Raw genomic sequence first — 26,033 nt, 5'->3', positions numbered from 1 at the left:
CCCGGCCTAACCGGCTAACAGCTTGACCGGGTAGCGGAGTCGGTCCGTGACGTGTCAGACTCACCTCCTCGGGAATAACCACTGAAAGCGATAGCCGGTTAGGAGAAGTGATGAGCGACCAAGCCGTCCAGACCGCGAAGGCCCCGGTGGCAGCGGTCGCGGACACCCTGGTGGAAGCCTCCGCGCGGTCCGCGACGGGCCCTGCCGGCCGGCGTGCCGGGGAGCCCACCGCGCGGCAGGGCAGCCGCAACGCCGCCGTCCTCCTCGCCTTCACCGCCGTCACCAACCTCGCGGACGGCGTCACCAAGATCGCCCTGCCGCTGCTGGCCACCCGCGCCTCCGCCTCCCCGGCCCAGATCTCCGCGGTGTCGCTCACCCTGTCGCTGCCCTGGCTGCTGGTGGCCCTGCACGTCGGCGTCCTGGTCGACCGCGTCGACCGCCGGCGCCTGCTGTGGGGGGCGAACGCGCTGCGGCTGCTCGCGCTCGGCGCGCTCATCGAGGCCGCCCTGGCCGGCCGCGTCACCATCCCCGTGCTCTGCGTCGTGGGCGCGGTCCTCGGCGTGGCCGAGGTCATCGCGCTGACCTCGGCGTCGGCGCTGATCCCGGCGCTGATCCCACCGGAGGGCCGTGAGCGGGTGAACGCCTGGATCGCCGGGGCCGAGACGGTCTGCAACGAGTTCTGCGGCCCCTTCGTCGGCGGCCTCCTCCTCGCGGCGGGCACCGGCTTCGCCCTCGGCGCGACCTGGGTGTCCTACCTGGTGGCCGCCCTGATTCTGCTGCTGCTCGCCGGCCGGTTCCGCGCCGCCCCCGACACCTCCCGGGCCGACGCCGACGCCGCCGCCGAGAGCGTCAACCGGCAGATCAGCGGCGGACTGCGCTACCTGTGGCAGCACACGCTGCTGCGCACCATGTCCCTCATCCTGACGGTCCTGTGCGCCTGCTGGGGGGCCTGGCTGGCGCTCATGCCGCTCTTCGCCACCGACGTGATGCGGCTCAGCCCCCGCGAGTACGGGACGCTCCTGAGCGCGCTGGGCATCGGCGGCCTGACCGGCGCCCTCGCCGTGACCCGCGTGAACCGGGCCCTGGGACGCCGCTGGGTGATGTTCGCCGACCTCGTCGGCACCTTCGCGATGATGGCCGTGCCCGCGCTCACCACCGACCTGTGGGCGGTCGCCGCCGCCGCCTTCGTCGGCGGCATGGGCGGCACCCTGTGGACGGTGAACGCCCGCACCATCGGGCAGCGCCTCGTCCCCGACTCCATGCTCGGCCGCTACACCGCCGTGAGCCGTCTCTTCAGCTGGGGCGCCATGCCCATCGGAGCCGGCGTCATGGGCCTGCTCGCCGAAGGGATCGGCCTGCGGCCCGCCTTCCTGGTCTTCGCCGCTTTCGTGGCCGTGGCCGTCGTCCCCTTCCTGCGCGTCCTGACCCGTCCCGCCCTGGCGGAGGCGTACGGCGACTAGCGGGCTCCCCGCCGCACGAGGGAACGGCCGCCGGTGAAGAGGGGAGCAGCGCGAATAATCCTCTCGAACGGCCCTCGCGACAAATGCGGAATTCAGAATCTCTATGGTCGCGCGACAAGGGGCGGACACACCCTTGCGCCGTTCCGGACGCCCGCGCATATCGTTCTCGCCACGCCTCGACGAACATTCCATTCTCTTGTCGCGAAGCCGAGAGCTGTTCCGGCGTCATGCGACGCGTCACGGAAGAGGACCGGACATCATGAACGCCACCTGGACCATGTACGACTGGTTCGCGGCCTCCGCGGCCGAGCACGGCGACCGGCGGACCGCACTCGAGGTCGCCGGGGAGCACCTGACGTACGCCGAACTCGACGCCACCGCCCACCGGCTGGCGGCCGGACTCCTCGCCGCACACGGCGGCGTCCCCTCGCGGGTGGGCCTGCTGGCGGCCCGCAGCACGGCCGCCTACGCGGGCTACCTCGCCGTCCAGCGGCTCGGCGCCGCCGTCGTCCCGCTCAACCCGGCGTTCCCTCCCGCCCGCAACGCCACGATCGCCCGCGACGCCGGCCTGGACCTCGTGATCGCCGAAGAGGGCGCGCCGGGCCACGCCGGCCTGGCCGTCCCGGTCGTCGTGCTGTCGGCCGAGCGGATGCGGGCGCTGCGCAGCGGCCCGGTGCCCGAACTCCCGGCGTCCACGGCCGGACCCGACGACCTCGCGTACATCCTGTTCACCTCCGGGTCGACTGGGCGGCCCAAGGGCGTGCCCATCGCCCACCGCAACGTGTCGGCCTATCTGAGCCACGTCATCCCGCGCTACGAACTGGGGCCGGGCGCCCGCGTCTCCCAGACCTTCGACCTGACCTTCGACCCCTCGGTCTACGACATGTTCGGCGCCTGGGGCGGCGGCGCCACCCTCGTCGTGCCCGGCAAGGAGGACCTGCTCTCGCCGGTGCGGTTCGTCAACCGGCACGGCATCACGCACTGGAACTCCGTCCCGTCCGTGGCGTCCATCGCCCGGCGGCTGCGCGCGCTGAAGCCCGGCGCCATGCCGACGCTGCGCTGGAGTCTGTTCTGCGGCGAGGCCCTGATGCTGAGTCACGCGCGGGCCTGGCAGGCCGCGGCCCCCGGCTCCGTCCTGGAGAACATCTACGGCCCGACCGAGATGACCGTGACGTGGACGGAGTTCCGGCTGCCGGCCGACTCCGACGACTGGCCCCGCCCGGCCAACGGCACGGTGCCCATCGGGACGCCCTACCCCGGTCAGGAGCACCTCGTCATCGGCGAGGACGGCCGCCCGGCGCCCGACGGCGAGCTGTGCGTGCGCGGCTCGCAGCGCTTCCCCGGCTATCTGGACCCGGCCCACGACATCGGGCGGTTCCTGTCCTTCGACGGCGAGCGGGCCGTCCCGTACGACGGTTCGCGGCCGCTGACCGCCGCCCACTGGTACCGCACGGGCGACCGGGTCACCACCCTCGACGGGGCGCTCGTCCACCTCGGCCGTCTGGACCACCAGCTCAAGATCCGCGGTTACCGGGTGGAACTCGGCGAGATCGAGTCCGCCCTGCTCGCACAGAGCGGCGTGACGGAGGCCGCCGTGGTCGCCCTGCACGGCCCGGACGGCGACATCGAACTCGCGGCCGTGTACACCGGCTCCGCCCGGGACACCGAGGCCCTCCTCGACGACCTGCGCGAGCGGCTGCCCGCCTACATGGTGCCGACCGTTCTCACCGCGCTGGACGCGCTGCCGCTGAACGCGAACGGCAAGGTCGACCGCGGGGCGCTGACCACCATGCTGTCCGCCCCGGCCGCGGCCTGATCCACTCTCCCGCACGCCGGCGGCCGGGCTCCCCGCACGGGACCCCGGCCGCCGGCGCGTGGATGCGCCCGCCGTACCGGTGCCCCCGTGCGGCGTGCGCCGCCCGGCGACGCGCACCGCCCACCGGCGTTCCGCGCCGTTCCGTGCCCGAACCGCCCGCCCGCGCGAGGCGCGGGACCGGAGGCGCGCGGCCTCACGGGGCGCGACCGTCCCGCACGGGCGGCCGACCGCGTCCGCACGGTCAGCAGACCGCTTGCAGCGCCGGCCCGGCGGCGGCCGTGTCCGACTCGGCCAGCACCTGCCGGGCCGTGCCGAGCACCGTGCGGAACACCGGGTCGTCGTCGAGGCCGCCACGCCAGACGCACTGCGAGTACACGGTGAAGGGCGGCCGCCAGTCCACGCGCCGCAACTGCCCCAGCCGCAGCTCCTCGGCGACCGCGACGGTGGGCAGCAGCGCCATGCCGATGCCCTCGCCCACGCTGCGCTTGACCGCGTCGACCGAGCCGAGGACGAGGATCCCGCGGGCCACGGCGCCCGCCTCGGCCAGCGCCCTCTCCAGGCCCTGCTGGTATCCGCTCTCCCGGCTGGCGCAGGCCACCGTGTGGGGGGCGAGGTCGGCGGTGGAGACGACCGGACGGCCGGCCAGCGGGTGTTCGGGGTGCGCGACCAGGCTCAGGTCCTCCGGGCGCAGCACGAGATGGTTCACGTCGGTGGCCGCCGTGCGCGGGCCGATGAAGAACGCGCAGTCGATCTGCTCCTCCCGCACCAGCCGCACCGGGTCGCCGTCCAGCGCCCGCAACACCAGGTCGAGCTGCTGGTGGCGCAGGTGCAGGTACTCGATGAGCGGGACCAGGCGGTACGTGACGATGCACTCGGCGGCCCCGATCACCAGCGCGTCCGGGGCGTCGGCGGGGCCGCTCACGGACCGCTGGGCCAGCTCGCTCAGCTGCACGATGCGGCGCGCGTAGCGGTGCAGCCGGCGGCCGGCCGGGGTGAGGCTGGCCCCGGAGGCCGTACGGAGCAGCAGCGGCGTGTCCAGCGCCTGTTCCAGGGACTTGATGCGGGCGGTCACGGTCGGCTGGGCCAGGCCGAGGATGCGGGCCGCCTGCGTGAAGCTGCGGGAGTCCGCGACCGTCAGGAACGCGCTGAGGTGCTTGATGTTCATCCGTCAGCTCCCGTCCACCGCGCCGGACGCGGCGAGTGCGCGGACCCGTATGCGGAATCGAATCACGCCAATCCTCCATGTGCTCCGTGTCTGGTAGCCGATCTGATGCCGCGGGCAGGCCGCACCGACGCCGACGTGCATACCGACGGCACCAGATAACGTACAGAACGTTCGCTATGTTTTTCTAGTGTGGAAGGGCAGCTACCGCTTCCAGAGGCGGGGACGGCTCAGACCCTCCCGGCCTCGGCGCCGCGCAGGACCAGCCGCCAGATCTGCTCCAGCCGGTCGGCGACGCTCCCGGCACCGCCCGCCGGCGCGCCGGCGCCCGTACGGATCTCCGACTCCGCGCCGGCGAGCAGGTACACGATCAGGGCGGCGAGCGTCTCCGGGCAGTGCTCCGGCCGCAGTTGACCGTCCGCGCGGGCACGGTTCAGCAGGTCGAGCACGGTCGGCAGCCACGAGCCCGACCACTGCTCCATCACGTCCGGCTGCTCCCGGGCGACCCGCGCCGCCGCCCGGGCGGCGACATCCCGCTCCAGCAGGGACGCGAGCGCGACGGTCAGGTCGACCACGGCGCGCAGCCGCGAAGTCCCGGCCGACAACGTCCGGTTCACCACGGCGTCGACACTCGCCACGCCCTCTTCCCGCACCGCCTCGGCCAGCGCCTTCTTGGTCGGGAAATGAAAGGTCACAGCCCCCATGGAGGCGTCCGCGACCTGAGAGACCCGGGACAGCCGCGCCCCCTCGTAGCCCAGCCGGTCCATCTCCAGCGCCGCCGCCCGGACGATCCGGGCGCGCGTCCGCAGCGCCCTCTCCTGCTGCCTCATACATCTCCTCCTCCTGATCACGACCGGACGGCCGGGAGCGACCCCGGCCGTCCGCGATGCCAATTTAGCAAAACGATCGTTCTCTATGCTTTGCCGGGAAGGCAACGCCGGTGCGGCTCCAGGAGGAGGTCATGCTTGCGGCGATTGCCGCCACGAGGCGCCCGTGCGCGCTAAAGGTGCGCGCGCTAGACGGCGGTCGAACCGCCGTCGACCGCCATGGCGGAACCGGTGACGAACGACGAACGGTCGCTGCACAGCCAAGCCGCCGCCTGCGCCACCTCGTCGGGCTGCGACATCCTGCGCTGCAACGAGTCGGAGAGGAAGACCTCCTCCAGCTCCGGCAGCTCCGCGATGACGCCGTCCATCATCTCGGACCGGGTGGCGCCCACGACGAGCGCGTTGACGCGGATGCCCCGCCGGCCGTAGTCGTAGGCCGCCGCCCGCGTCAGGCCGATCACCGCGTGCTTCGAGGCGACGTACGCGGCCGAGGCTCCGGTGGCCTTCAGGCCCGCGACGCTGGAGGTGTTCACCACGGCCCCGCCGCCGGAGCCGAGCATCGCCGGTATCTGGTGGAACAGGCAATTCCACACTCCCCGCACATTGACGTCCATGGTCCGGTCGTACGTCTCCGCGTCCATCTCGTGCAGCGGGACTCCCGCCGTGCCGTATCCGGCGTTGTTGAAGGCCGCGTCCAGCTTGCCGAACGTGTCCACCGCCGTCTCCACAGCGCGGGCGACGTCACCCGGCACCGTCACGTCACCCGCGACGGCCGCGGCCCGACCGCCGCCGTCGCGGATGCTCTCCACCAGCTCGGCCAGCCGCTCCGCGCGCCGGGCCATGAGGACGACCGCAGCCCCCTCGTCGGCGAACAGCCGGGCGGCGGCCGCGCCGATCCCGCTCGACGCCCCGGTGATCATGGCCACCTTGCCGCTCAGCAGCTTGTGTCCGTCTCCCACGCCTACTCCCCCTGGTCTCATCGGTGTCACAACGTCCGTGTCACGACGCACGACGTCTGTGTCGTGCCGTCGTTCGCCGGGCGTCCTGCACCGGCCGACCCGTCGATCATGCCCACGGCGAAGACCGCTAAGACCGCCAAGTTCGCTCAGAACGGCCACACCGTGCCGGCGGCGGCCTCGGCATCGACCGACCGCAGCAGTTCCTCGTCCACGGCGTGCAGCGAGTCGACCAGGTAGCGGACGCCGGCCTCGCGCATCAGCTGCCGCTGAAAGCTGTGCTCGAAGTGGCTGGGGTGACCGATGAAGGGCATCCCCAGCGATCTCGCCGTCTCGCCGACCGCCGCGACGTCGTCGATCACCAGCACCTGGTCGTGCTTCAGCCCGAAGTGGTCGGTGGCGATCTCGTGCAGCCCCGGCCGGAACGCATCGGTGCAGATGTACTCGGGGTCGTCGAACAGATCGGCGTGCTCACCGAGGAACGCGTCGAAGTGGCTCTTGTCGAGACCTCCGTAGCACACCGTGCGAAGACCCAGCCGCCGGAGCCTGCGGACCAGTTCGATCGCCCCGTCGTTCACCCGCACCGGGTGGGCGGCCACATGGCGTGCACGCTCCTCGAAGTACGCGTCGAGCGCCTCCTCGCCGGTCATGGGCTCGTCGACCGCCTCGGCGAGCAGCCGGCCCGCGACCGAACGGGGCTGGGAGAAGATGCTCCGCTCGACCTCGGCGGTGTAGGCGCAGCCCCGGCTCACCAGGAAGTGGTGGATGACGGGGCTGAAGGTGTCGTCGAGCATGACGCCGTCGATGTTGACCGCGCACACGCGCAGATGTCCCAGACCGTGAACCATGTCTTCTCCCCTGTGGATACGGATTCTTCACGCTGCTTCACCGCGCCCGCCCGTCGGTTCCGACGGGCGCGGCCGGCACGGTGCGTTCCGCGCCGGCGGGCACCCTGGTCGTTCACGCGCGGTCGGTCGACCGCTGTCCGCGGCCGGCGTCCTACTTGCGTCCGCCCGACGTCCGCGGTCAGTCCTTCGCGCCGCCGCCCTTACTGGCGGCCGCCGAAGCGGAGGCCGCGGCGGAGGCGGCGCGCAGCAGCTCCTTCGCGCGCGCCTCGCTCACTTCGGTGTGGGCGATGACGGTCGGCACGGCGATGCCCGGAAGCAGCAGCCGCCACATCCGTACGACCCGGTCGCCCAGGTCCGCCCGCTCCTCGCTCGCCACGGCGGAGTAGGTCTGCATGCCCGTACACGCCTCGACGACGAACTCGGCGAGTTCGTCCGGGTCGACGCCGGCCTGCAGCTCGCCCTTGTCGGCCGCGACCCGCAGACAGTCGGCCATGATCGCGCCCCAGTCGCGGTAGGGCTTGGCGTCCCGCAGGCCGAACGCACCCTGTTCGGTGGTGAGCCGCACGCCCGCCCGCAGCAGCGGGTCCGTCCTCAACTGCTGCGACCAGACGAGGGTGATGTCGACGAGCCGCTGCAGCCCCTCCGACTCCAGCCACGGGACTATCGAATCGGGCTGCGCGTTCATGACCGCGCGGGCCAGCGCCTCCTTCGACTCGAAGTGGAAGTACAGCGCCCCGGCCGTGAGTTCGGCCTGCTGAAGAATGTCCTTGATGCTCGCTCCGGCGAAACCGGACTCGTCGAACACCTCTGCCGCCGCACGGAGCAACTGCCTCCGAGTCTGTACTCCCCGTTCCTGCCTGGGTTGACGCACCACCAGTACCTCCTTGCGAAACCGAACACTCTTTACGGTATCGGCCTCAGCTCCCGAACCTGCCGGATGTCGAGGAAGACTCAAGCCAGCCAGCCGGAAAACATCCGATTCGTCCATCCTCGCGGCAGCACCCTTGGCCTACTCGTGACATCATCTTTACTCTTGCTTGACAGAAAAACAAAACGAGCGCTCTCTATATTGTTGCCGACAAGTTCACCGCGCCAAACACACGAGGTCAACCACATCCCTGGGGGGGATCAACATGACCGTGACTGCCTCGACGCGAGTCATAGAGCGACCGTCGGCCACCTCCGTTCCGCGCGAGTACGTGCACAAGGCCGCCGCGTCGGAGGTCCTGCTGACCGGGCTGTCCCCGATCGGACCCGACCGCTTCCACGTCACCGCCAGGTGGCCGTCGCGGCACCCCTTCTACGGGCCGAAGGGCGGCTTCCACGACCCGTTGCTCGTCGCCGAGTCGGTCCGTCAGAGCGTGCCGCTGCTCAGTCACGTCGCCTACGCGGTCCCCTTCGGCCACCGCCAGTCATGGAGCAGCCTGAGCTACGAAGTCGACCCCGTCGCCCTGACGTTCACCGGCACCGACGCCGACATCGACATGTACGTCACCTGCTCTGAGATCGTCCGCCGCGCCGGCAGGCTGGCCTCGCTGCGCATGCAGGTCGACCTGTACATCGACGGCCGTCCGCTGGGCGTGGCGGAGACGAGGTTCTGCAACCTCTCCCCCGCCGTCTATCCGCGCCTGCGGGGACCCTATGCCGACGCCGTACAGGCCGCACGGCGCGCCGTCCCGCTCGCGCCCGCCGTGGCCCCGGCCCGCGTCGCCCGCACCCGTACCCACGACGTGGTCCTCTCCCCCGCCGTCTTCCCCGCCGTGGCCACCGACCGGTCCCCCGGCCCGGCGCTCACCCGCGCCCAGCTGCGCGCCGACTTCTCTCACTCCGTCCTCTTCGACCACCCGGCCGACCACGTCCCCGGCATGCTGCTGCTCGAAGCCGCCCGCCAGAGCGCCCACGCGGCGGCCCACCCGCTGCCGGGACTCGCGACCGGCCTCGACGCCGTGTTCAGCCAGTACGTCGAGTTCGACGCACCCTGCTGGATCGACCGCACGCCGGCCGGAGGCCCCGGCGACGCCCACCGGCTCATCCGCGTCCAGGCCGTACAGAACGACTCCCCCGCCTTCACGGCGACCATCGCACTGACCTCGCCGTGACCACGAGGCCGGCTCGGACGAGCGGCCAGGACGACGTGCCACGTGCGGAGGCTTCGTGCACCGCCGCAGCAGCCAGCTGATCCACGGCGGTACGCACGTCGCCGAGGCCCGGCGGATCCCGACACCGCTCCGGCCGCGAGAGCCCGTGACCGGGCATTGGGGCCGACGTCACCCGATCGGAGGGGCGTCAAGGGCCTCCCGCAGAACGAAAAGCCCTGTAAGCCTCCCTGACGGCCTTTCACGGCCCTCAAGGTCGGATCACCCCACCCCGTCAGGGACAGCCCCGTGAAGCCCCCATTCCGCAAGTCGCTTTTAACCCTTATGCCAGTTAAGGACCTTCTGGGGCACGAGCGAAGCCCGAGGGGAGAACGGTGCCAACACGACCGACGCCCGGCGCAGGTGGCGACCACGGCCATGCGAAGACCTGAGCCGGGCTCGGTGATTACGCCGTAATCACTGCACAGCCAAGCAGGCTGGTGACCGGACCAGTGGGCCAAGCCAGCGGGTCGCACGGGTGATTACGGCGTAATCACCCAACGGCAAGACAGGGCGTGGGCCAGACCAATGACCGGCACAGTGATTACGGCGTAATCACCCAGCAACCAAGCAGGCCGGTAGCCCGGGCAAGCGGGCCACCGAGTGATTACGCCGTAATCACCCAACGGGCCGGAGGGGTCGGTGGACCAGGCCGAGGGGAGCGCGGTGATTACGCCGTAATCACCCAACAGCCGAGCAAGCCGGTAGGCAGGACCCGCGTGCCACGGGTCAATCCAGCAGGCCGCTGCACTGATTACGACGTAATCCCTTGTACGACGGCGACCCGTGGTGACTGCGGGGCGACGGGTTCGCGCCCGCCACCTCGTGGTCCAGGCCGGGCGGCAAGCCGCGGGGGTGTGATTACGGCGTAATCACTCGGGGTGGTGCCGCCTGATGGAGCGGGCGGCCGCCTTCGATGCCAGGCATGGGCGTACTGGAGCGGTACTGACGGCTGGCCGAGGACGTCCGTGTGCGCCGCGCGTCGCGGACGGTGATGACCGGGACTGCCCCGAGGCCGCGCCGAGCGTCCCGAGGTCGTCCCTGGCACCCAGTCAGCTGCCGTGACGTCGGTAGTGATTACGCCGTAATCACTCGTCGATCGCGAGCCGTTGGTCAGGTCCGGCCGTGAGAGGTCTTCGGCATTTCGGGCATACCGCTTCGGAGGCTCCGTCGCGTCCAGCGGAGGCCGGCCGGGCGCGCCACTTGAAGATTTCCCGCATCAACTTGGTATAGCTAACGCGTCGATGCTGTTATCGATCATCGACGTTAGTATGGTGTCCTTCATGAGTTCGCCAGCCATCTCAAGCGACCGCGAGAAGGTCGTCTCCAAGCTGCCGGGACGGCTCCGGCAGAACCTCAAGATCAGAACGGCCCAGCACGGCATCGAGATCCAGACCGCCGTGGAACAGGGCATCAGCGCGTGGTGCGGTCTGGCCTCGGCCACCGCGCCCGTCGACACCGCCGGCGCCGACTCCTTCTCCACCTTCCTGCCTCCCGGCCAGTGGGAAGAGTTCCGGCAGGTCGCGTCCGACCGGGGCGTCTCGCTCATCCAAGGGCTCGCCCAGTCCGTGCAGCTGTGGCTCGACGCCAACCCGGCACCCGACATCGAGCGGCCCGCCGTCACCCGCCGCATCATCGTCTGCAACCAGAAGGGCGGCGTCGGCAAGACGGCGATCACCGCCGGTCTGGGCGAAGCCCTCGCCGAAGACTCCAACGCCCTGCACTCCGTGAGGGTCGCCAAGGCACTCGCCAAGGCCCTGCGGGCGAGCGACGCGCACGCCGACGCCGAGCCAGCCGGCGATCCGCTCGACATCGAGAACCTGCCCGGGCTCGGACTGCGCGTCCTGCTCGTCGACTTCGACCCGCAGTGCCACCTCAGCAACCAGCTCGGCGCCGCGCCCCTGCCGATGAACGGCGACAGCCTCACCAACCACATGGCGGGCGACCCCAAGGGCGACCTTCGCGACCTCATCGTCTCCATCGACGACGACGCCTTCGGCGGACGCCTCCACCTGCTGCCCGCCTGCAACGACGCTTTCCTTCTGGACGTGCGGCTGTCCGCCGTACGGGCCCGCGAAGCCGCCCTGGAACGCGCCCTGGCCCCTCTCGAAGCCGATTACGACGTGATCCTCGTCGACTGTCCGCCCAGCCTCGGCCTCAGCATGGACGCCGCCGCCTACTACGGCCGCCGTCGCGACGGCGAGAAGCCGGGCCAGTCCGGAGCCCTCATCGTGGTGCAGGCGGAGGACAGTTCCGCCGACGCCTACGAGCTTCTCACCACCCAGATCGACGACCTGCGCGGCGACCTCCAGGTGGACATCGACTACCTCGGCATCGTCGTCAACCTCTACGACTCCCGCCGTGGCTACATCGCCACGTCCTCTCTGCAGGGATGGGTCGACATAAAGGATCCACGCGTCGTCGGACTCATCGGCGATCTCAAGGAGCAGAAGGAAGCAGTCCGCCTGAAGCAGCCCCTGCTGTCGTACGCACCCAAGTCGCAGCAGGCGATCGGCATGCGCGCGTTGGCAAGGGAGATCGCATGAGCAAGGCCGATCAGCTGGGCGCGGGACGCTTCGGCGCGGCGGCCACGCGTACCGTGAGCGCGCGCCGTCAGGCCGTTGCCGCGGCCACGGGCGTTCCCACGGAGGGCATCGCGCCTCCTTCGGAACTTCCGGTGCACCGCATCAGCGTCAACCCCGACAACCCGCGCTCCTCGCTGGGCGATCTCACCGACCTCGCCGGCAGCCTGACCACGCATGGGCAGAAGGTGGCGATCACGGTGATGAACCGCGACGCCTACATCAGGGTCAACCCTGACAAGGAAGCCGACCTCGAGCCGGACACCACCCATGTCGTGATCGACGGCAGCAGCCGTCTCTCGGCGGCTCGTGAAGCGGGCCTGGCCACCATCAAGGTGATGGTCAGCGACGACCAGGGCAGTACGTCCGAAGAGCTGCTGGAGTCGGCTCTCGTCGCCAACATCCACCGTCAGGACCTCGAAGAGATCGACGAGGCCCGCGCCCTTCAGCGCCTCCTCACCATCCACGGGAGTCAGCGGGCACTCGCCAAACGCCTCCATCGCTCGCAGGGATGGGTGTCTCAGCGCCTGGCACTTCTCCATCTCACCCCCGAGCTGCAGGAGCGCATCGGCGAAGAGCCCATCGATCTGCTGCGCGCGGTCGGCAACAAGCCCGCTCAGGAACAGGAAGCGGCCTTGGAGGACCTGAAGGCGGAGCGGGCCCGGAGGGAAGAAGCCAAGGCGCGGACCCTCAAGCCTGGAAGCGCACAGTCCGGGGAGCGCCCGGATGCTGAACCTCACGACGCCCAGGGAAGTGATTACGGCGTAATCACCGGCGGTTCCGTTCCTGACTTCGCCGACGAGGCCGAAGCGGAGCCGGCGGCGGCCGATCACGCTGCGATCGGCACGTCGAAGGTCACGGACGATGCGTCCCACGGCCCGTCGTCGGCTTCGCAGCAGTCCCCTTCGTCCCCTCCGTTCCAGCCGTCCGTGCCCGCGCAGGGACCCACGGCCGAAGGAACGGCTGGGCCCACTGCGGGGGAGCAGAAGCCGAAGCGGTTCCCCTACGAGGACGGTGTGTACGCCGCGCAGCACCTGATCTACAAGATGCCGCCGGAGGAGTTCAACAAGATGCTGGATCTGCTGATCAAGCACAGGGACACCCAGGGCGTCTCCGCCACCTGATCGGAAGCCGTGACGCCCGGCAGTCGTCAGGAGCTGCCGGCAGCGCGGGGTGTGGTGATTACGGCGTAATCACCGAGTCGTCGTCGTATCGGGCGCTCGGTGATTACGGCGTAATCACCGAGCGGGCGGGGGAGTGTGCCGTCCGGGCCGGCATCAGAAGTACCCGGGGCCCGCTCCCGGCATCGTCGGCTGGAAGGCGGGCGCGTAGCCGTACGGAGCGCCGTAGGCCGCGTGGTGCGCGGGCGGTCCGCCCGGCCCGTCGCTCATGCGGTCGTCGTCCTGCTCGGCCTCGATGTCCTCGATGGCCCGGCGCAGCTTGGCCCGTACCGTGTGGTGCAGGTAGGTGAACTCCAGCTCCGTGATCGTGCCGCGCCGGCCGTCCATGATCTGCCGGTGGATCTCCCACGGGGCGGCTGCGTCGAGTTCGCCCCGTGGGACGAGCGAGATCCGGTAGCTGATGTACTCCGCCGCATTGGACGGGCGGTCGGGCTGGGCCGGATCGACGACGGGCGTGACGAGGGCCCGGACGCGGAGCTGGATCGAGTAGCCCATGGTGCGCAGCCGTCCGACGAACGGGCGCAGCGCGGTCTCCATGGCGAGCTGTTCGGTGTTGACCGCGTTGGTCCCGATCACCAGGTTGGCGGGGGCGTCCGGGCCGCCGTCGCCGTCTCCCACCAGGTGGCACCATTCGTGCGAGGCGAGGCGCTCGCCGGTGGACCCCCCTCGTCCCTGGTGTCCCATCAGCTCGTTGGCCTGCCGGTTGCCCATGGCGCGGGCCGGGTCGCGGCGCCCGGTGCGGCGGTCCACCTGGTGCGGGGCGGAGAGTCCTTGGAACGCCTGCTGCCCGAAGCCCGTCACCGCCGGATCCGCGGCGGCCGTGCTGTCGAACGACGCGGCGCTCAGGTACCGGCGGTCGTTCTTCTGGGTGCCGTCCCTGCGCTGGAAGTGCGGGTCGACCGAGTTCGGCGAGACGTAGAAGACGAAGGGCTGGTCGGGTGCGGTCGGCAGGGGCGAGAAGTCGGCCACGTCGTACCGGCTGAGACGGTCCTGGTCGGGCAGGCCCCGGTCGGCTGCCTGCGCCGCGGCCTCGGCGGCGTCTCGGGGATCACGCAGGTTCCAGTACTCCGGGTTGGGCGCCCAGCGCTCCGCGAAGCGGTACGTACGGCCCGCCGATGCGCCGCCCTGCCGCATCTTGAGGGTGCGGCGCAGGATGCGGAACGGCCGGCTCGCGTCGATGAGAAGCTCGCTGGTGTGGCCTTGCGGGTCGTTGACCATCTCCACCCGGTAGATGAAGTCCCCCGACTGGTACTTCATCGGCCAGGCGTCGCGCGGGCCGGGGGAGCGGTGGGGCACGCTCGGCAGAAGGGAGTCCTCCATCCGCAGGATCTCGACGTAGCCCGGGGCAGGCGTCGTGTAGGCGTCCACGGGCTGGGGCGGCAGGCTGCCGTCCCGGCCGAACGTCTCGGCGGGGACGTACAGAGCGGGCAGGTACTCCATCTGCTCGCGCTGCTGCCTGGCCAGTTGAGCACCCCGGTCGTCGGCTCCGGCGCGCCGGGAGCGGCTGCCGGAGCCGCTCCCGCTCCACATGCGCTGCGCCACCACGGCGGTGCCTGCCGGGGTGTGGACGTGGCCGGCGTGCCCCTCCGCTCCCGTGGGCGCGGAGCCGGCGTGTTCCGCGGGGAGGCTGAGCGCGCGCCCGGCGTTGGCTTCTGCCTCCCGCTCGAAGCGGTCGGCCGGGTCGGAGACGCTGAGTCCGTCCCCGTGGTCGGTGCCGGCCACCGGTCCGCGGCGTTGCTGGATGACGTGGGTCAGCTCATGGGCGAGCGTGTGCCGGTCTCCCGCCCCCGCGCCCAGGACGATGTGACTGCCCGAGGTGTAGGCGCGGGCGCCGATCTCCTGCGCCGACCGCTGGGCCGCGGAGCCGGTGTGCAGGCGCACGTCCGAGAAGTCGGCCCCCAGTCGTGCCTCCATGTCGGCACGTATGTCGGCGTCCAGCGGGCGGCCCGCTCCCGCAAGCACCTCGTGCACCGTGGACCGCTGCACAGCGGTCGTCGCAGCGGGCCGGTGCGCCGCGTCGGAGGAAGAGGGGGAGAGGGAGGAAGGGGAGGTGAGGGAGGTAGGGGAGGTGGGGGAGGTGGGGGAGGTGGGGGAGAGGGACGAGGGCGCGTCGAGGCCCTCGTGCTCGCGCTCGTTCCGTAGTGTCCGCGTCACGGCGGTGTTGCCCGCCAGCCGCTGCAACGTCAGTGCTTGCCGGGGCGACATGACGGAGAGCTTCCCCGGCAGCGATGCGGCAGGCCGGGCGGGGCGGTGCTCACGGTCCTGACCGCGGTCCCGGTCGGCCTCCTGGCTGCGTGCGCGCACGGTCTCTCCTTCTCTCACGTCCTCATGGGAGCGACGAACTTTGCACCCTTCCGTATCCGCGCTCCGTTGCCCATGTCTGCAAGGGCACGCCTGAGGGCAATATCAGCCCTGGGGCGGGCGATTCGGGGAGGGGTGGTCTCTTTTGTCCACCTGCTCGTCGTTCACGCGGCACACGGCCGCTGGACGGTTCAGGGCCTGCCGGCGGCGGCCCGGTGGGGTTCCGGCCCGGGAAGGGCGCCTGCCTCCGGCCACGGGAAGGGAGCTTGACCTTGCCGTTGGCGGCAGGGTTGCACGATGCCGGCATGGGCAACGCACCACAGCAGAGCAGCAGGATCGTCGCCGTCACGGGAGCGGGCACCGGCATCGGCCGGGCCACGGCCCGCGCCTTCGCCGCCGAGGGCGCTCGGGTGATCGCCATCGGACGGCGCAGCGAACCCCTCGCCGGGACAGCGGCCGGGCACGACCGGATCACTCCGTTGCCCGCGGACATCACCGCTGAGGACGGGATCGAACGGATCGTCGACGCCGTGGCCGGGACGCACGGCCGACTGGATGTGCTCGTCAACAACGCGGGCATCGTGCGCAGCGGATCCCTCGGCACCCTGAGTCCGGCGGTGATCGCGGATCAGCTTGCCACCAACCTCGTCGCGCCCATCCTGCTGACGCAGGCTCTGCTGCCGTTCCTGGAGAGGACCGGCGGGGTGATCGTCAACGTGAGCACTTCGGTCGGGCAGCGGGCCTGGCCCGGCAACTCCGTCTATGCGGCGTCCAAGAGCGCCCTGGACCTGCTGACACGCAGCTGGGCGGTCGAGCTGGCCCCCCGTGGGGTCCGGGTGGTCGCCGTCGCTCCCGGTGCCGTCGCCACGCCCATCGGCAAGCATCAGGGACTGACGCCGGAGCGCCTGGCGGCACTGCGGGAGTGGCAGGTGGCCCACACTCCGCTGGGCCGCGTCGGCCGTCCTGAGGAAGTTGCCTGGGCGATCACCCGACTCGCCTCACCTGACGCCGCGTTCGTCACCGGAGTGGTGCTCCCGGTCGACGGGGGAGCCGTAGTGGCGTGATAGGTGTGACGCGCGTGATGAGCCTGACTCGGGGGAGGAGGAACGAGTGCGGATCGGGGAGCTGGCCGAGGCCACGGGGACGACGCCTCGTGCCCTGCGCCACTACGAGCAGGCCGGGCTGATCTCCTCCGAACGGGCTGCCAACGGCTACCGCGTCTACGAAGAGCCGGCGGTGGTGCGGGTGCGCAACATCCGCCTCCTCCTGGCCGCTGGACTGACCCTGGACGACGTGCGCGTGTTCCTGCCGTGCCTGGACGGCGACGTGACTGCCGTGCCGCCCTCGGACAAGGGACTGAGGGTCGCGCGGGAGCGGCTGGCGGTTCTCGACGAACGTATCGCCGCCCAGACCGTGGCCCGCGACCGGCTGGAGTCCGCTCTCCGGGAACGGACCGGTGAGCCGCGGCGCTCCCCGGCCTGACCGGTGCTCTCACCGGCGACGGGCAGGACAGGGTGCGTGGATGCGCTCCCAGCGCTCAGGCCTGTGCCGCGCCGGTCCTCTTGCCATCTCGTCGATTCCATCTCGCCCCTTCCCCCGGTCCCTCTACTTCGGTCCCTTCGCTGGGTCCCTTCAGTTCGGTCCCTGGCCCCTGATTTCTTGCCTTCAGTCCCTGGCTCCCGGCCTCTTCGGCAGGGTCCCTTGCGGTCCGCCGGGGCGCGGTGACGCCGGCGCTCGCTCAGGGAGGGCCTCACCCGCGAGCGCAGTGACCGAACCAGCTTCAGTCCCTGTCGTTCAGTCCCTGTGTGTTTGCGCAGGTCAGAGCAGGTACGAGGGCAGGAAAAGGGACTGAAGGGACTCAAAGTCTCCATTATGAGCCAGGCCTGCGTGTGCGTGTATGTGCGCGCGTATGTAACGAACACACGATGAACACATGTATTCCAGTTGGCTGATAATGGAGACTTTCAGTCCCTTCAGTCCCTTTCAGGGGGTGGAGTATCGCTCTGACCTGCGGAAATGGGCAGGGACTGAACGCAGGGACCGACGGTCCTCCAGGGACCCTCCGGTCCCTGGATCGGGAGGTGCTTCGGTCCCTGCCGCCGGGGAACGCCTTCCCGACGCCCCGCCAGCCGGTCGCCGGGCCCTTTCCGGGCCGCAGCAGCGAGGCCGCCCCGCTCTGCCCGCCTCAGGTTTCAGTCCCTGTCCGGGGAGAGGGCCCCCGCAAGTCCCTTCACAGCAAGCCTCTTATTCGGGACAGAGTCGCTTCAGTCGCTCCCAATGGGGCCATTCCGACCGAGGGATCGCCCTTCGGCTCGCCGGGCAGGTCCTCAAGGGACCGTAGGGACCGAGAAGCTGATAGCCCGCCACGCGGGGGGACTATCCACCCGGCCCCGCTCCGCAGGTCATACACTCTCTTCCGAAACCCAGTCCCTACGGTCCCTCCAGCCCCTGGCTTCAGTCGAGCACCACCCCAGTGGCGTGCAGGGACCGGAGGGATCAGATCCCCGGCAGAAGGACGACGAGTGCCCGGCCTCGGCGCGACGAGAGAGCCCACAGCAGCGGGGCGGCCAGCCAGCCCGCATGCCGTGGCTCGCTGGTGCGCCCTGCAAGGCTGGCCCGTCCACCCTCTCGCGAGCGGCCGCAAGACGCCCGCGGGCAACTGCGCCGCGTGCAGGAAGCAGCATCACCCCCCGGCGGACTGCCCCTGTCTGCCCGCCGGACGTCCCTGCCACGGCTTCCACGCGGCGACCACCGACCCGGCCCGCATCGACGCCTGGTGGTCGGCGTCGCCGTCCTGGGGCGTCGGCGTCGCCTGCGGGGGAGCGGACCTGGTCGTCATCGACGTCGACGCGCACTCCGCCCAGGTCCCCGACCGCAACCGGCTGCTGCCGGGCATCCCGATCCCGGACGCCGTCGATCTGCAGGGCCTGGCCTCGGGCTTCGACACGCTCGCCCTCCTGGCCGCGCTGCGCGGCCGGCCCGACCCGGCAGCCGACGAGAGCACCCTGCGCGTGCGCACCCCCTCCGGCGGGCTGCACATCTGGTACCGGAACCCGCACCCCGCCAGCCGGTTCCGCTGCTCCACCGGCTCGGGCTCCAAGGCCGCCCTGGCCTGGCAGGTCGACGTGCGCGCCGACGGCGGCTACATCGTCGCCCCCACCACCCGCACCGACAAGGGCGTCTATCTGCGCGAGGGGCCCGCCCGTCTGCCCGCGCCGCTGCCGGAATGGCTCGGCGAAGAACTCGTGAGGACCGGACACATGATCCAGCCTGCCCCGGTCCGACCCCGCCCTGCGGTGGTCCCCCGCAGCAGGCGGCCGCACGCCGCCGCGGGCGGCTGGCAGGCCGTCCTCGACCCGCTGCTGCTGGAGGTGGCCGAATGCGCCGCCACACCCGAGGGCGCGGCCTTCACCGAGAAGCTCAACAAGGCCGGCTACACCGCCGGGGGACTGGCCGCCGCCGGACATCTCGACGAGCGCACCGCGCGGGCGCTGTTGAGCGACGCGGCCGAGCGCGCCCGGCCCTGGCAGACCGCACGCAACGACCGCATCATCGACGACGCCCTCACCGCCGGGGCCGCCCGCCCGTTCCTCCTCCAAGGACGTTCATGAGCAGCGCCGAGTTGCCGCGCTTCGACGCCAGCGCCGCCGCCCAGCAGATGCTGGACCTCCAGCAGCCGGCCGCTCCGTCGGCCGCCCCGGCGGCCCCGCTGCCCGCCCAGGCTCACGCCTCCCCGTCCGCGCCGCCGTCCTGGGCGGTGTCCGTGCCGCTGCCGGGCACGCTCACCGACCGCGGCAACGCCAAACTGTTCGTGACGCTCTACCGCGACCAGTTCCGCCACGTCGAGGGGCTCGGCTGGTTCTCCTGGGACGGCTACCGCTGGAAGCGCACCGGGGGCGAGAAGGCCGCCCTGTGGGCCGCGGGCGAGATGGCCGAGGACATGCCCGACAGCGACCCTCGCGGCCTCTTCAGCGACCGCGATCTCTACCACCACAAGAAGCGCACGCTGTCGACGACCGGCATGAAGGCCCTCCTCACCCAGGCCAAGGCGTCGCCGGACCTCTCCCTGGACCCCGACAGCCTCGACGGCGATCCCTACGTCCTGTGCACCCCGGCCGGGGTCGTCGACCTGAACACCGGCTTGCTGCGCAAGCCCAGCCCCACCCGCGACTTCAACTCCCGTGCCACCAGCGTCGCTCCGCAGCACACCGCGACCCCGCGCTGGCACCGCTTCCTGCACGACACCTTCGGCGACGACGCCGAAGGCCAGGAAATGATCGACTTCCTGCACCTGCTGCTGGGCTACTCCATCACCGGGGACGTCGGCGCGCAGGTGCTGCCGTTCCTGCATGGACACGGCAAGAACGGCAAGAGCGTCCTGCTGGACGTCATGATCCAGATCCTGGGCGACTACGCCGACGCCGCGCCTCCCGGCTTCCTCATGGACCGCGGGGCCTTCTCCGAGCACTCCACCGAATTGACCGAACTCCACGGACGCCGGCTCATCGTGTGCAGCGAACTCAAGCCCAACGACAAGTTCGACGAGGCCCGGGTCCGGCTGCTGACCGGCGGAGACAAGATCAAGGCGCGTCGCATGCGCCAGGACTACTTCTCCTTCACCCCCACCCACCACCTGTGGCTGCTCGGCAACCACAGGCCCGAAGTCACCACGGGCGGCTTCGCCTTCTGGCGCCGCATCCGGCTCCTGCCCTTCGAGCGCACCGTCCCCGACCACCGCAAGATCGACAACCTGGCCTTCGAACTCGTCCGCGACGAAGGCCCCGGCATCCTGCAGTGGCTCATCGAAGGGGCCCGCCGCTACCTCGCCACCCGCGACAGCCTCGAAGGGCCCGACCGCGTCCGCATCGCCACCACCGCCTACGCGAACACCGAGGACCACATCGGGCGCTTCCTCAGCGAATGCTGCACCAGCGACCTCGAGAACCAGCCCGACCTGCGCGTGGAACAAGGCCTGCTCTACACCGCGTACGCGGCGTGGTGCAGCACGGGTGAGGGCATCCGTCCCGCGGGCACCCGGGCCTTCGCCACCCGGGTCCGGCAGGAGGTCGGCCTCGCCTCACCCGCAGACATGATCAAATCCAACGGCCGCAAGTACTACCCGGGCCTCGCCCTGCTGGACACCTCGTCATGAACCCACACCACGCGCCGCACACCGCACCCGTCTCCCACCGGGCACCGAGGCCCCTACCCGGCCGAATGAGCCCGGCCTACCATGGACCGGCGGGGCCAGGGCCAGCCGCGGGCGGCTCACCACACCACGAGGCGGGATGCCACACCGCCCCGCAGACGAAGGAGGGGCGACAGCCATGAGCTCGCTACTGACCGAGGGCGATCTCACCCACGAGGCACACGTCGTGTGGCTGGAAGACCCCGAGAACCTCGACTACGTCCGCCAGGCCCTCGACAAGACCCGGCGGCGCAACACCAAACCCCCCTACGCCCGCGACGGGCGCATGGTCGGCTACGCCCAGCTCGACGACGAGGCCGAACCCGACCCCGACAGCGGCCTGTACAAGCGCCGCGTCTTCTTCCTCCTCCCGCACGACCGCGACAGCCTGCCCGGCGGCCTCTACCGCGAGGGCGCTCCCGGCGAGGCCGTGGACCCGCGCACCATCGAGGTCAAGAAGGTGGGGGCGAAGACCCCGCGCTCGCAGCGGGGCCCGGCAGCCATAACCGGGACCTCCTCGTAGTACGGGCCGACGGCAGCCAATGGTGCGCGAGGGCGCCCTGCGCCCTCTACGGCCCGCTACAGGCCGCTACAGGCCCCTGTGAGGTCGCCGCGGGCCCGCGCCGGTCTCCCGAGGCGCTGAGCGCCGGTGAGGGTCCTCTGTGACCTGGCCTGCCCGCCTGCCCTTGTGGCGCGCTCCGCCGCGAGGACCGCGCCGGACTGCTCCGGGTCGACGGGCCGTCAGCGGAAGGCGGCGGCGCTGCGGGCGGCCCAGTCCGCGAAGGGGCGTGGCGCACGGCCCAGGACGCGCTCGACGTCGGGGCTCACCCGGCGCTCCGCGGGCAGCGGTTCCCCGAGGATGGCGAGGGTGCCTTCCACCACCGGCTCGGGCATGAACGCGAGCATCTGCTCTCGGGCCTCCTGGCGCGTCTGCTCGACGAAACGGACCGGCTCGCCGAGCGCCTCGGCGATCGCCGCGGCACGCTGACGTGGGGTGGTGGGGGCGGGGCCGGTCAGCTCGTAGACGGATCCGGTGTGGCCGGGCCGCAGCAGCGCGGCGGCGGCGACCTCGGCGACGTCGGCCGGGTCGACCACCGGCAGTCCGACGTCGCCGAACGGGGCGGCGGCCACCCGGTCGGCGCGGATGGACCCGGCCCAGGCGAGGGCGTTGGAGTCCAGCCCGCCGCAGCGCAGCACGGTCTGTTCGAGACCGGAGCCGAGCAGTGCGGCCTCGAAGGCCGCGGGGTGGCGGTAGACGTCCGGACGCGTGGCGACGCCGATGGAGGAGACCAGGACGACCCGGCGGACGCCGCCTGCTTTCGCGGCGTCGAGGACGCCCTGCGGGTCGTCGCCGGCCACCAGCAGGAACAGGGCGTCGACGCCGTCGAGTGCGGGGCGCAGCGCATCGGGGTCGGCGAGGTCGGCCCGCACATGGCGCACGCCGCCGGGGAGTTCGCCCGCCTCGCCGCGCGAAAGCGCGGTCACCGTCTCGCCCGCCTCGGCGAGGATGCGGACCAGTTCGCGGCCGACGTTCCCGGTGGCTCCGGTCACTGCGATCATGGGATCTCCTCATAAGTTAGTTGACTGACTCACTGCGAGGCACGAACGCTAGCACGCCCCATGGGGGAGATCTATAGTTGGTCAGGTGACTGACTCAGTGAAGCCCAGGACGCGCGCGGCCGACAAGCGCCGACGGCTCACCGCCGCGGCGGCACGCGTCCTGCACGAGCAGGGCGTCGAGCGCACCACCCTCGCCGACATCGCGCACGCGGCCGACATCCCCGTCGGCAACGTCTACTACTACTTCAAGACCAAGGACGAGCTGGTCCGGGCCGCACTGTCCGAGCACAGCGCGCACCTGGCCCAACTCACCGCTTCACTGGACGAGTTGCCCGACCCGCGCGAGCGTCTCAAGGCCCTGATCGAAGCCTGGGTCGGCCGGCGCGACACCGCGGCCCGCTACGGCTGCCCCACCGGCACCCTGGCCGTCGAACTCGACAAGCGCGCCGACGGCACCCTCGACGTGGAGGCCGGCGTCGTCATCCGGCAGCTGCTCGACTGGGCCGGACAGCAGTTCCGTGCATGGGGCCGCCCCGACCCGGACGGCCTCGCCGTCACCCTCGTCTCCGCCTACCAGGGCATGTCGCTGCTGGCCAACGCCCTGCGCGACCCGGAGATCATGACTCGCGAGGGCGCCCGCCTCCTCCAATGGCTGGACTCCCTGGAAGCCCCGGCCTGACGGTCGGAGGAGTGCTCACATTCGGCGTCTCCAGCAGGCCTTGAGCAGAAATCAAGGGCTGGGGACTTCACGGATGTTGTACTGGCCGAAGGGACCGGGCTCGGCCGAGCGCGCCGGGTCGGTCTGTGCGACCCACGGGCTACGGGAGAGACCATGAGCAACACCAAGAGCGACACGTACGAGGGGTTCTCGGCCGAGGAACGGGCCGCGATGAAGGACCACGCCAAGGAGCAGAAGGCTGCCGCGCGGCGCGGTTCCAAGGCGGACAAGGAGGCGCAGGCGGAACAGGACCTGCTCGCCAAGATCGCCGAGATGGACGACTCCGACCGCGTCATGGCCGAACGGGTGCACGCCGTCGTGACCGCCAGCGCCCCCCAGCTCACGCCGAAGCTCTGGTACGGCATGCCCGCCTACGCGCTGGACGGCAAGGTCGTGTGCTTCTTCCAGAGCGCGGCGAAGTTCAAGGCCCGGTACGCGACACTCGGGTTCAACGACCCCGCCAAGCTGGACGAGGGCTCCATGTGGGCGACCGGCTTCGCCCTGGCCAAGGTGACGCCCGAGGTCGAGGAGCGCATCGCGGCCCTGGTGAAACAGGCGGTCAGCTAGGGCGTGTGCGCGTCTTCGGAACGCGGTGAGCCGGGGACGGCCGGTTCGTGTGCGTACGACGTCTGCTCAGCGATCGGGGCTTTGCCGGTGTTCCGGCGGGGCCCCGGTTTCGTTCGGTGCAATCACGTCGCCCGGGGCTGACCGGCCAGCCACCGCTTCACTTCGTGCCAGGCGGCCCGCGCCTCCTTCTCGGTGCCCCACCACCAGGTGAAAGGCGAGTCGTCGGACGTCAACTCCTCTCGCCACCAGCCGAGGCTGTCCGCCAGGTGGCGTCGGGCAGTCGGTCCCGTCTCGGACTCCCAGCGGGCGAGCCACGGGACGACCGAGGAACTCGCGGTCGCACAGCTCTCGAACACGGCGCACGCCGAAACGGGCGGCGTCTTCGTCCGCAGAGTCCGTGTCCACCAGGCGTCCAGGGATCCGGTCACTGCCGCAGCCTCCTCACGAGGCCACGTCGGCCAGCCTGCCGCAGCCAGTCCGCGCGCCAGGAGATCGGACTCGTCCTCGCCCTCGGCGAGCATCACAACGAGCTGCGGCAGGACGCGGCGGATGATCGCGGGCTGATCGTCCCAGTGGAAAGGGTCCTTCTGCGCGACCCGGCGGACCAGGTCCGCCGGGAGCGGGACTCCAGGAGTCCGCAGCAGCTCGACCTCGGCCTCATCGAAGCACCGGCCGCAGCCGGTCTCGTCCGCCTGGGCCGTCATCCCGCCGAAGGCGTTCACGACCCTCGCTGTCGCAGCGGCCAGAGCACTGCCGTCCGCAGAAGTCATCGTGCGTCCCGTCGGGGCTGAAGCGGGCTTCTCGGGCCGAAGAGCGGGTTCTCGTCCCGCGTCATGACATTGTGCGTTCGTTCACGGCGGGTGCGCTCTCCCGGGTGGGATCTTCGGGTGTCTCCTCGCCCTTGAGGGCAGGGTCGTGGGCCGGGGTGGCGGCTGCGGCGCGTAGGGCTGCTTCGACTCGGCTGTTGCTGGTCATGGACGCCGTGACGGCCGTCATCGTCAGGAGGAGGCCCGCGGCCGCGTAGAACGGGGTGCGGATGTCGTAGGCGGTGGCCAGCCAGCCGCCGAGGAACGCTCCGAGAGGCGCGGCGCACATGGCCAGCATGCGGGAGGTGGAAGCGACCCGGCCCATGAGGCCGGCCGGGACGATCGCCTGCCGGAGGGAGGGGCCGAGCACCATCGTGGCGCCCATGCCGGCCCCGCAGACAGCGAGCGCCAACGCGGCCACGAACGGGGCCGAGGTTGTGGCAAGGCCCAGGATGGCGAGCCCTTCGACCGCGGCCGTGCAGGTCAGCGCGGTGCCCGTACCGAGGCGCCGGCCGAGGTGGGAGGCGAGGCCGGCGCCGAGCAGACCGCCGGTGGCCTCCGCGGTGAGGAGCAGGCCGAAGCCGTAGGCGTCGACGCCGAGGCGCTCGTGCGCGAAGAGGGCGAGGACGGTCTCCACGGCCATGAAGGCGACGTTGCCGACCGCGGGGCGGAGCGCGAGGCCGAGCAGCACACGATCGTGGAAGACGTGGGAGGCTCCGGCCCGCGCCTGGCGGAGGAGGGACTCGCGGGCCTGCGCGACCGGGCGGGGCATGGCGGGCAGGGAGCGGACGAGCAGTGCGGAGAGGAGGAACGACACCGCGTCGGCCAGCAGCGGAACCGCGCGTCCCAGCGAGAGCAGGGCGCTGCCCGCGGGCGGGCCCGCGAAGCCGGACATGGCGGTCTGCGCGCCTCGCAGGCGGGAGTTGGCGCGCTCCAGTAGGGCCGGGTCGCGCTGGAGCAGATCCGGCAGGAAGGCGGAGGCGGCCGTGTCGAAGAAGAGTCCGCCGAGGCCGAGCAGGAAGGCGACGGCCGCGAGCAGCGGAATGCTCAGGGCGTCGAGCGCGACCGCGGCCGCCGGTATCGCGAGCAGTACCGCCCGCGCCGTGTCCGCGACCCACATCGTGCTCCGGCGGTCCCAGCGGTCCACCAGCGCACCGCCGAGCACCCCGAAGAGCAGCCAGGGCAGTGTTCCGGCGGCCGTGACGACGGCGAGGGCCATCGGGTCCCGTGTCAGGGTCAGCGCGATCAGCGGCAGGGCGGCGTGCGTCACCCCGTCGCCGAGTGAGGAGATCGTCTGGGCGGTCCACAGCCGTCCGAACCCTTGCGGCAACTTCCGGGCTTCTGAGGTCACTTGGCGTCCTCCTCGGACTGCGCGCGCGGTGTCGGGTGGAACAGTGCGAAGACGAGTGACGCGTCCGGCAGCGAGGGGTCGGACAGCTCCCGGTACTCGTCGGCCAGTGCCTGAAGCCGCGCGCCCAGCTGCGCGAACTGTTCTTCGGTGAGCCGCAGATGCGCCATCCGCACGTGCCGTTCGCCGGCCGCCGGGGCCGCCTCGAGGTCAGCCACCGCGTGCCGCATGAGCAGGTCCGGGCCTCCCTCGCCGGGATCGGGCAGCTCGATCGTCCGGGCGGCCATGGCGTAGTACCGCTCGGTCACGCCCCGGACCTTCCGCGTGCGCACCACCTTCACCAGGCCGGCCCGCTCCAGCAGGCGCACGTGATAGCTGGAACTCCCCTTCGCGAGGCCCACCCGGTCGGCGAGCTGGGTGATCGTGGCGGGTTCGAAGCGGAGCGCGGCCATGATGCGGTGACGGGTGAGGTTGGAGACGGCGCGCAGTTGTTCGTCGGTGGTGACGTGGAACGTCTCTGGAAGGTCGTCGGTGGGCATGTGAGCAATGGTCAACGTTTCTTGACCATTGGGCAAGGG

The 26,033-nt window shown here is 71.2% G+C and carries 22 protein-coding genes; 12 read left to right on the top strand and 10 right to left on the bottom strand.

What is annotated here, in order from left to right; translation table 11 throughout:
* Positions 1–110 precede the first annotated feature (110 nt).
* Together ACGFSH_RS33370 and ACGFSH_RS33365 are read left to right on the top strand one after the other, a co-directional pair.
* Positions 111–1,460 carry an MFS transporter gene (locus ACGFSH_RS33370; protein ID WP_393355159.1) on the top strand — a complete coding sequence of 450 codons (1,350 nt, stop codon included), beginning with the start codon at positions 111–113 and terminating at the stop codon, positions 1,458–1,460.
* Between the two features lie 259 nt (positions 1,461–1,719).
* Positions 1,720–3,276, top strand: a complete 1,557-nt coding sequence (locus ACGFSH_RS33365; protein ID WP_393355156.1) for an amino acid adenylation domain-containing protein — start codon at positions 1,720–1,722, stop codon at positions 3,274–3,276.
* A gap of 241 nt (positions 3,277–3,517) precedes the next feature.
* On the opposite strand, the gene ACGFSH_RS33360 is transcribed toward ACGFSH_RS33365, so the two are convergent.
* From ACGFSH_RS33360 to ACGFSH_RS33340, 5 genes are all read right to left on the bottom strand, one after another.
* Entirely contained in the window at positions 3,518–4,441 is a 924-nt protein-coding gene (locus ACGFSH_RS33360; protein ID WP_393355154.1) for a LysR family transcriptional regulator, read from the bottom strand.
* 227 nt (positions 4,442–4,668) lie between these two features.
* Positions 4,669–5,268 (bottom strand): TetR/AcrR family transcriptional regulator, encoded by a 600-nt coding sequence (locus ACGFSH_RS33355; RefSeq protein ID WP_393355152.1) that lies wholly within the window; start codon positions 5,266–5,268, stop codon positions 4,669–4,671.
* A 185-nt stretch (positions 5,269–5,453) separates the two neighbouring features.
* A complete protein-coding gene (locus tag ACGFSH_RS33350; protein WP_393355149.1) occupies positions 5,454–6,245 on the bottom strand; it encodes an SDR family NAD(P)-dependent oxidoreductase in 792 nt (263 codons plus the stop codon).
* A 125-nt stretch (positions 6,246–6,370) separates the two neighbouring features.
* Positions 6,371–7,069, bottom strand: coding sequence for an HAD family phosphatase (locus tag ACGFSH_RS33345; protein ID WP_393355147.1), 699 nt, complete (start codon positions 7,067–7,069; stop codon positions 6,371–6,373).
* Between the two features lie 178 nt (positions 7,070–7,247).
* Entirely contained in the window at positions 7,248–7,940 is a 693-nt protein-coding gene (locus ACGFSH_RS33340) for a ScbR family autoregulator-binding transcription factor (RefSeq protein WP_393355236.1), read from the bottom strand.
* Positions 7,941–8,202: 262 nt separating this feature from the next.
* Between ACGFSH_RS33340 and ACGFSH_RS33335 the strand changes: the two genes are divergently transcribed.
* The 3 genes from ACGFSH_RS33335 (at position 8,203) to ACGFSH_RS33325 (ending at position 12,910) form a co-directional block, all read left to right on the top strand.
* Positions 8,203–9,168 (top strand): ScbA/BarX family gamma-butyrolactone biosynthesis protein, encoded by a 966-nt coding sequence (locus ACGFSH_RS33335; RefSeq protein ID WP_393355145.1) that lies wholly within the window; start codon positions 8,203–8,205, stop codon positions 9,166–9,168.
* A gap of 1,319 nt (positions 9,169–10,487) precedes the next feature.
* Entirely contained in the window at positions 10,488–11,750 is a 1,263-nt protein-coding gene (locus ACGFSH_RS33330) for a ParA family protein (RefSeq protein WP_393355142.1), read from the top strand.
* Positions 11,747–12,910, top strand: coding sequence for a ParB/RepB/Spo0J family partition protein (locus ACGFSH_RS33325; RefSeq protein ID WP_393355140.1), 1,164 nt, complete (start codon positions 11,747–11,749; stop codon positions 12,908–12,910). The genes ACGFSH_RS33330 and ACGFSH_RS33325 overlap by 4 nt, the downstream gene beginning before the upstream one ends.
* Before the next feature lie 153 nt (positions 12,911–13,063).
* On the opposite strand, the gene ACGFSH_RS33320 is transcribed toward ACGFSH_RS33325, so the two are convergent.
* Entirely contained in the window at positions 13,064–15,271 is a 2,208-nt protein-coding gene (locus ACGFSH_RS33320) for a DUF4157 domain-containing protein (RefSeq protein WP_393355138.1), read from the bottom strand.
* A 302-nt stretch (positions 15,272–15,573) separates the two neighbouring features.
* Here ACGFSH_RS33320 and ACGFSH_RS33315 point away from each other — a divergent pair, with 302 nt between their 5' ends.
* The 5 genes from ACGFSH_RS33315 (at position 15,574) to ACGFSH_RS33295 (ending at position 20,979) form a co-directional block, all read left to right on the top strand.
* Positions 15,574–16,332, top strand: a complete 759-nt coding sequence (locus ACGFSH_RS33315) for an SDR family NAD(P)-dependent oxidoreductase (protein ID WP_393355136.1) — start codon at positions 15,574–15,576, stop codon at positions 16,330–16,332.
* Positions 16,333–16,378: 46 nt separating this feature from the next.
* Positions 16,379–16,750 (top strand): MerR family transcriptional regulator, encoded by a 372-nt coding sequence (locus ACGFSH_RS33310; RefSeq protein WP_393355134.1) that lies wholly within the window; start codon positions 16,379–16,381, stop codon positions 16,748–16,750.
* A 1,103-nt stretch (positions 16,751–17,853) separates the two neighbouring features.
* A complete protein-coding gene (locus ACGFSH_RS33305) occupies positions 17,854–18,879 on the top strand; it encodes a bifunctional DNA primase/polymerase (RefSeq protein ID WP_393355132.1) in 1,026 nt (341 codons plus the stop codon).
* Positions 18,876–20,420, top strand: a complete 1,545-nt coding sequence (locus ACGFSH_RS33300) for a phage/plasmid primase, P4 family (RefSeq protein ID WP_393355129.1) — start codon at positions 18,876–18,878, stop codon at positions 20,418–20,420. The genes ACGFSH_RS33305 and ACGFSH_RS33300 overlap by 4 nt, the downstream gene beginning before the upstream one ends.
* A 175-nt stretch (positions 20,421–20,595) precedes the next feature.
* The gene (locus ACGFSH_RS33295) at positions 20,596–20,979 is read left to right on the top strand and encodes a DUF6009 family protein (RefSeq protein WP_329417981.1); all 384 of its coding nucleotides are present in this window, start codon (positions 20,596–20,598) and stop codon (positions 20,977–20,979) included.
* Between the two features lie 218 nt (positions 20,980–21,197).
* On the opposite strand, the gene ACGFSH_RS33290 is transcribed toward ACGFSH_RS33295, so the two are convergent.
* On the bottom strand, positions 21,198–22,016 hold the full coding sequence (locus ACGFSH_RS33290; protein ID WP_393355127.1) for an SDR family oxidoreductase: 819 nt from the start codon (positions 22,014–22,016) through the stop codon (positions 21,198–21,200).
* Between the two features lie 85 nt (positions 22,017–22,101).
* Here ACGFSH_RS33290 and ACGFSH_RS33285 point away from each other — a divergent pair, with 85 nt between their 5' ends.
* Together ACGFSH_RS33285 and ACGFSH_RS33280 are read left to right on the top strand one after the other, a co-directional pair.
* Positions 22,102–22,695 carry a TetR/AcrR family transcriptional regulator gene (locus ACGFSH_RS33285; protein WP_393355125.1) on the top strand — a complete coding sequence of 198 codons (594 nt, stop codon included), beginning with the start codon at positions 22,102–22,104 and terminating at the stop codon, positions 22,693–22,695.
* A 153-nt stretch (positions 22,696–22,848) separates the two neighbouring features.
* A complete protein-coding gene (locus ACGFSH_RS33280; protein ID WP_393355123.1) occupies positions 22,849–23,301 on the top strand; it encodes an iron chaperone in 453 nt (150 codons plus the stop codon).
* A 122-nt stretch (positions 23,302–23,423) separates the two neighbouring features.
* On the opposite strand, the gene ACGFSH_RS33275 is transcribed toward ACGFSH_RS33280, so the two are convergent.
* From ACGFSH_RS33275 to ACGFSH_RS33265, 3 genes are all read right to left on the bottom strand, one after another.
* Complete coding sequence (locus ACGFSH_RS33275) at positions 23,424–24,071, bottom strand: hypothetical protein (RefSeq protein WP_393355121.1); 648 nt, start codon at positions 24,069–24,071, stop codon at positions 23,424–23,426.
* A gap of 61 nt (positions 24,072–24,132) precedes the next feature.
* Positions 24,133–25,458, bottom strand: coding sequence for an MFS transporter (locus tag ACGFSH_RS33270; RefSeq protein ID WP_393355119.1), 1,326 nt, complete (start codon positions 25,456–25,458; stop codon positions 24,133–24,135).
* Positions 25,455–25,994, bottom strand: a complete 540-nt coding sequence (locus ACGFSH_RS33265) for an ArsR/SmtB family transcription factor (RefSeq protein WP_393355117.1) — start codon at positions 25,992–25,994, stop codon at positions 25,455–25,457. Before ACGFSH_RS33265 ends, ACGFSH_RS33270 begins: the two co-directional genes overlap by 4 nt.
* Positions 25,995–26,033: the final 39 nt, after the last annotated feature.

The sequence above is a fragment of the Streptomyces sp. NPDC048481 genome (assembly GCF_043200075.1).
Lineage (GTDB): Bacteria > Actinomycetota > Actinomycetes > Streptomycetales > Streptomycetaceae > Streptomyces.
The sequence above is the reverse complement of the archived record's forward strand: the minus strand, read 5'-3'. Positions and strand labels throughout refer to the sequence as shown.